The 6,261-nt window shown below is 58.6% G+C and carries 4 protein-coding genes; 3 read left to right on the forward strand and 1 reads right to left on the reverse strand.

Annotation, left to right across the window (positions count from 1 at the left end; genetic code table 11):
• Positions 1 to 155: 155 nt before the first annotated feature.
• Together AC27IO_RS18885 and AC27IO_RS18890 are read left to right on the forward strand one after the other, a co-directional pair.
• Positions 156 to 1,664 (forward strand): M66 family metalloprotease, encoded by a 1,509-nt coding sequence (locus AC27IO_RS18885; RefSeq protein ID WP_498740174.1) that lies wholly within the window; start codon positions 156 to 158, stop codon positions 1,662 to 1,664.
• A 130-nt stretch (positions 1,665 to 1,794) separates the two neighbouring features.
• Entirely contained in the window at positions 1,795 to 2,592 is a 798-nt protein-coding gene (locus AC27IO_RS18890) for a hypothetical protein (protein ID WP_498740176.1), read from the forward strand.
• A gap of 259 nt (positions 2,593 to 2,851) precedes the next feature.
• Here AC27IO_RS18890 and AC27IO_RS18895 read toward each other — a convergent pair whose 3' ends face one another.
• The gene (locus AC27IO_RS18895) at positions 2,852 to 4,798 is read right to left on the reverse strand and encodes a propionate--CoA ligase (protein WP_498740177.1); all 1,947 of its coding nucleotides are present in this window, start codon (positions 4,796 to 4,798) and stop codon (positions 2,852 to 2,854) included.
• Between the two features lie 306 nt (positions 4,799 to 5,104).
• Here AC27IO_RS18895 and AC27IO_RS18900 point away from each other — a divergent pair.
• Positions 5,105 to 6,261 (forward strand): methyl-accepting chemotaxis protein (locus AC27IO_RS18900; protein ID WP_498740179.1); only part of this gene is annotated, 1,157 nt, incomplete at its 3' end.

The raw sequence follows: 6,261 nt of genomic DNA on the forward strand, positions 1-6,261 counted from the left end.
CACCAGCACCAGCACCAGCTCCGGCTCCAGCACCAGCTCCGGCTCCAGCACCAGCACCAGCTCCGGCTCCGGCTCCAGCTCCAGCTCCGCCACCGCCACCACCCATTTCAAATTTCACTTTGGCAAACGTTCAGATTGCGCAGTCAAAGTCTTATATGAGCGACGATAAAGAACTGGTGCTTGTAGACGGGAAAAAAGCACTGGTCCTCATTAACATGGTGGTTACAAATGACACCGCTATTCTTCCGAAAGGGACAGTTACTGTCGTTGATTCAAAGGGAGTAAAGGTCCAAGATGAAACGCCATTGCAACCACCCAAAGAGCTATCGAGAGCCAGCACTGAAGTACCGAGCAAGGCGACACATTACTCTGCGGTCTTGGACTCCACAGCTGTCGTAGTGGGAATGAAAATAGTCGTGAGTTTTAGTTCGGAATCACTGTCAAAAACGATAACACCCAGGGTAATTCCGTCTTATAAAGCCACGCTGGTAGCCATCCCGGTTCAGCTAGACGGCAACATAGGCGCCTTGAGTGATTCCGTAGCAACGCTACTCGAATCGAGAATGCCTTTTGCGGCAGTCGCGTATGCGCCCCGAGTCCCTTTTCTTTCTTCGATTCGGATGCCGCAGAACGAGGGTGAATGGCCAAATACCATGCGCAAACTGGTTCTGGAAGTTGAGTCAGTTCGGATTGCAGACAAAGCCGATCACACGCACTATTACGTAGCTTATGTGCCAAAAACAACCTATGGGACAACTGGAATGGGATTCCGACCAGGTCGAGTCAGTGTGGTAGCAGGTTTTTGGCCAAATCACCCGGTTCCGCGGAATACTACTCTGCATGAAGTCGGACATAACCTAAGTTTAGGGCATGCGCCCTGTGGAGCAACACAAGGACTTGATCCCCAATACCCCTATGCCAATGCTAATTTAGGTGCTCCTGGGCGTTTTGTCTGGGGGTATAACTTTGAAAGTGAAAGTTTCATTGATCCACGTGATGTGCGGGCTCATGATCTAATGTCTTACTGCGGCAAAGACGCATTTTCTGATTATAATTATCGGATAATGCAGCGCTATCTCAATCCCGCAGCGGCAAATGAAACTCTCAAACAAAATTCACACGATTCAGAGAATACGATTTTGATTAGCGGATATTTTGATGGGAACGATACTTATTTGTTGCCGCTAAAAAATATACGAAATTCTAAAACTACAAGATCGGAAGGCCCGTATATTGCGAGATTGACGACTGCCACGGGTGTGATCAATCATAGATTTTCAGCAAGTCCACTCGATCATCTGCCTTCCTCCAGCGGATTTGCGTTTTCTCTAGAAAATCCAGGCAGACTTGAAAAGTTAGAAATATTGAACGGAGACCAAGTTCTTTTTAGTAAATTTTCTGCGAAAAAAGCAGAGCACGCAAAACAGGCTGGGAGTGAGAGCGTGCTTTTTGAGTTAAAAGAGAATTATCTACATTTGCGCTGGAATAGTAACGAGTACTCATCGCTTTCAATAAGGCATCACGGGGAAAAAACCGTAACACTTGCCATCGATTTAACGGACGGATTCGCTCGCATTCCTCTTGAAAACATCCCGGCCGGAGGTAAATTTGAATTTATTTTATCGGACGGATTGAATTCTAAGTCGGAAATGAAATTCAGATGATTTGCAGGTGCGCATGTAATACGTCGATAATTTACTAGTCTGCAATCGTAATTTACAAGGCAATTTATTACCTGAGTTTTCGAGTTATTGCGTGCGTAGCAAACCAATCTTTCCAGCACAAAACCTTTAAATGCGGCAATTTGATGATGAGTGTGCAAGAAAATGCGCCGGGGAACAATTGGGTAGACATCATCAAATTATCAGCCTGCCGGACTCGACCTCCATGCTAAAGAAAATTTCAAGAATAAACAGTTCGTACTTGAGTTTTCCTGTGGGCTTAAGGTTTAGAAATATTTTAACGGTTGCTAGCAAACAATCTGTAGAGCGTTGGGCGGATGTCGTTGGTACTTCAGCAGATGTCGTTGTAACCGAAGATTTAAATTTTGATCATTTGCAAAAAAATCACGGTTGCATAATTTATATTGGCGATGTTTTCCCTGATAATGCATCAGAGGCACCTTGGCTGGAGTGTCTCCCGCTGAATTATTCGGCTATAGAATTGGTCGATGCGCTCAACAGATGCACGATTTTCCTCAAGGAATTCAAGACCACCACAAGGAAATTTAAAACACCCCGCCATAATTTCGACTTTCTTTCTCAAGCAAGAAATTTAGAAGCAAGCGGAAAAACCGTTCGATACTCCCTCAAGAAATGGGTTGTCTTGGAGGATCCATTCAGGGAGGCGCGCTACATTCGGGCTTTCGCTCTATTGGTTTATGGCAGTGTCACTATTGAGGATTTAACCAACCATGCTCAACTCAGAACGGATGAATCATTTTTTCTTATAAGGTATCTAGCTCGAAGAAACCTTCTTGTCATTAAAGAAAAAATAAACATAGGGCCGACGCATAAGCCCATCGGCCTCATTCCGTTTTTAAAACACGGCTTCCGATATCTAAAAACTCGGTTTCACAAGAGTGCGGAGTAGCGAAGCACCTTCGCATGGAACAGAACGAGATATCGAACACGGTCGGTAAGCCTGCTACACCGCGGTAGCTCAGCCTCAAGGCCCAGCGACGGCAGCGAGGGCGCTGACCGGAGCTCTGCAGGGCGCGTTGCCGACGTTTCTGCATTCGATGCAAAGCGCTCGCGGCCAAATACTGCCGGGCGCAGCGGGAGCTTGGTCATGCCAAAGACCGGCAACAACAGATACGGCAGCAGCGCCCCCAGATATCAGTCCACCAAAATTAGCCCACCAGTTCCTTCACCTGCTGCAGCGCGGCTGGGTCTTCCATCGTGGTCAGGTCGCCGGGGTCGCGCCGCTCGGCCACGGCCTGCAGCGCGCGGCGCAGCAGCTTGCCGCTGCGCGTCTTGGGCAGCACCGCCACGAAATGCACGCGCGCCGGGCGCGCGACGGCGCCCAGGCGCTGGGCCACCTGCTGCATGACCTCGCCTTCCAGCTTCAGGCGCGCGGCATCGTCTGCCAGCGCCGCCGCATCGCGCACTACGGCAAAGGCCATGGCGACCTGCCCTTTCAGCGCGTCGGCCACGCCCACCACCGCCACCTCGGCGATCTGCGGGTGGCCGGCGATGCTTTCTTCGATCTCGCGCGTGCCCAGCCGGTGGCCGGCCACGTTGATCACGTCGTCGGTGCGGCCCAGGATGAAGTAATAGCCGTCGGCATCGCGAATGCCCCAGTCGAAGGTGCTGTAGCGCATCGGGCCGGGCAGGCTCTGCCAATAGGTCTGTACGAAGCGCTCGTCGTCGCGCCACACCGTCTGCAGACAGCCGGGCGGCAGCGGCCCCTCAATGGCCAGCACGCCCTTCTGGTGGGGTTCGGTGAGTTCCTCGCCCGTCGCTTCGTCGATCAGCTTCACGTCGTAGCCGTACATCGCGCGGCCCGGGCTGCCCAGGCGCGCGGCCTGCGGTTCCACGCCGCGGGCCAGGGTGAGGATGGGCCAGCCGGTTTCGGTCTGCCAGTAGTTGTCGATCACCGGCACGCCCAGCGCATCGGCGATCCACTCGGCCGTCGGTGCGTCCAGCGGCTCGCCCGCCAGCCACAGGCCCTGCAGACTCGACACGTCGTGGCGGCGCAGAAAGGAAGCGTCCTGCTTCTTGAGCACGCGCACCGCCGTGGGGGCCGAGAACATGTGCGTGACGCGGTACTTTTCCACCAGGCCCCACCACACGCCGGCGTCGGGCCGCGTGGGCAGGCCCTCATACACCAGCGTGGCCATGCCGGCGATCAGCGGGCCGTAGACGATGTAGCTGTGGCCGACCACCCAGCCGATGTCGCTGGTGGCGAAGAAAACGCCGGGCCCCGTGCCCGCCGCCTCGGCGGACTGGCCGTCGGCGGCGGCCTCTGCGGGGTGGCCGCCCACGCCGAAGATGTGCTGCATGCTGGCCGCCAGCGCCACCGCGTAGCCGCCCGTGTCGCGCTGCACGCCTTTGGGCCGGCCCGTGGTGCCGCTGGTGTACAGCGTGTAGCTGGGGTGCGTGGCGTCCACCCACTCGCAGGGCACCTTGGCGTGCAGGTGCTCGTTGCGCAGCGTCACCCAGTCGTGGTCGCGGCCCGGCTGTAGCGCCATGGGCGCGAGGCCCCGGTCTACCAGAAGCACGGCCGCGGGCTGGTGGCGCGACTGGGCAATGGCCTCGTCCAGCAGCGGCTTGTACGGCACGACCTTGCCGCTCCGCGAGCCGGCATCGGCACTCACCACGGCCACGGGCTCGGCATCGTCGATGCGCGAGGCCAGCGAGGTCGCCGCAAAGCCGCCGAACACCACCGAATGCAGCGCGCCGATGCGCACGCAGGCCAACATGGCGAAAACGGCCTCGGCAATCATCGGCATGTAGATCAGCACGCGGTCGCCCTGCCCCACGCCCAGCGCGCGCAGCACGGCGGCCATGCGCTGCACTTCGGCATGGAGTTCGGCGAAGGTGTAGGTGCGCTCCGTGTTCGTCTCGGTGGATACCGCGATCAGCGCCGGCTGATCGGCCCGCCCGGCCAGGTGCCGGTCCACCGCGTTGTGGCACAGGTTGGTGGTGCCGCCCGCAAACCAGCGGGCGAAAGGCGGGCGGCTGTTGTCGCAGATCTGTTGCGGCGGGGTGTGCCAGTCGATCAGACGGGCCTGTTCAGCCCAGAAAGCGTCACGGTCTTCGAGGGACCGGCGGTGAAAGTCGGCATAACGGGGCATGGCTTGTCTCCTTGGGATCGTTCTTGTGCCAGGACGGGCCATTCTGCCAAGAGATGAGTAGCACGCCGGTCGCGCTCGGCCACGCAGCACTGAGCGGCGGCCGATGCAGTCACGCATGAGAGGTGGAGTTGTTGCCTGCAGGGAACGCATTGTGGCAACGGGGCAAATTCCGCGGTGCGAAAGCTCCTGATCGGCCCCGATTCCCCCTTTTGGCGCACGGCCCGCATACACTTTGAAACATCGGGAGGCTGTTCCAGGCCGCCCGAAGCCCTCATCCCTTTGGCTCCTGTCCTGGAAGCACCTCTCATGACCCCTACCCACTTCACCATCGGCCGCCGTCTGGCGCTGGTGCTCGGCACCATCTTGGTGCTGTTTCTCATCAGTTGCCTGTACGGCATCTTCCAGCTCCGGGCCGTCACCCAGGAGATGAACGTGATGCTCAGCCGGTCGCTCGCGACCGAGCGGGCTGCCAGCGACTGGTACCGCAACATCACCAACGGCGCGCAGCGCGTGGCTGCCATCGCCAAGAGCAGCGATCCCGTCCTGGCGGACTTCTTTGCCGCCACCGCGGCGGAATCGAGCAAGCAGTCGTCCGCGCTGCAGCAGCAGATCGAGAAATTGCTGGACAGCGATGCCGACCGGGCGCTGTTCGCCCAGATCGGCGAGCACCGCAAGGCCTATCTCTCCACCCGCGATGAAGTGACCAAGCTCAAGAAGGAAGGCGATCCCGAAGCGGTGGCGCGGGCTTTCACGCAGCGCTATGAACCCGCTTCCATCAACTTCCAGCAGACGATGGGCAAGATGGTCGACCTGCAGCGCAGCGAACTGGACGCGGCTGGCGAGCGCATCCGCGCTGCCAGCCACGCCGCCACCGGGCTGCTCACCGCCCTGTGCGTGGGCTCGCTGCTGCTGGCCGCCTTCCTGGCCTGGCGCCTGGCCTTGAGCATCACGCGTCCGCTGGCCGAGGCACGCGACGTGGCCGAGCAAATTGCCGCGATGGACCTCACGGGGCAGGACCACGGCCGCCACGCCGGAGACGAAACCGGCATGCTGCTGCGCGCCCTGGGCTCCATGCGCGGTGCGCTCGAAGGTTCGCTGATGGAAGTGCGCAATGTGGCCGACTCGATCGCCACCGCCACGCGCGAGATCGCCACGGGCAACGCCGACCTGAGCGCGCGCACCGAACAGACCGCCAGCAATCTGCAGGAAACCGCCAGCTCGATGGAAGAGCTGACCGCCACGGTGCGCCAGTCGGCCGATTCCGCCGCCACCGCCAACAAGCTGGCCAGCTCGGCCGCCGAAGTGGCGGCGCGCGGCGGCAAAGTGGTGACGCAGGTGGTGTCCACCATGGACGAGATCAACCAGAGCTCGCGCAAGATCAGCGACATCATCGGCGTGATCGACGGCATCGCCTTCCAGACCAACATCCTGGCGCTGAACGCTGCGGTGGAAGCCGCCCGCGC

This window comes from Acidovorax sp. KNOB132 (genome assembly GCF_057541515.1).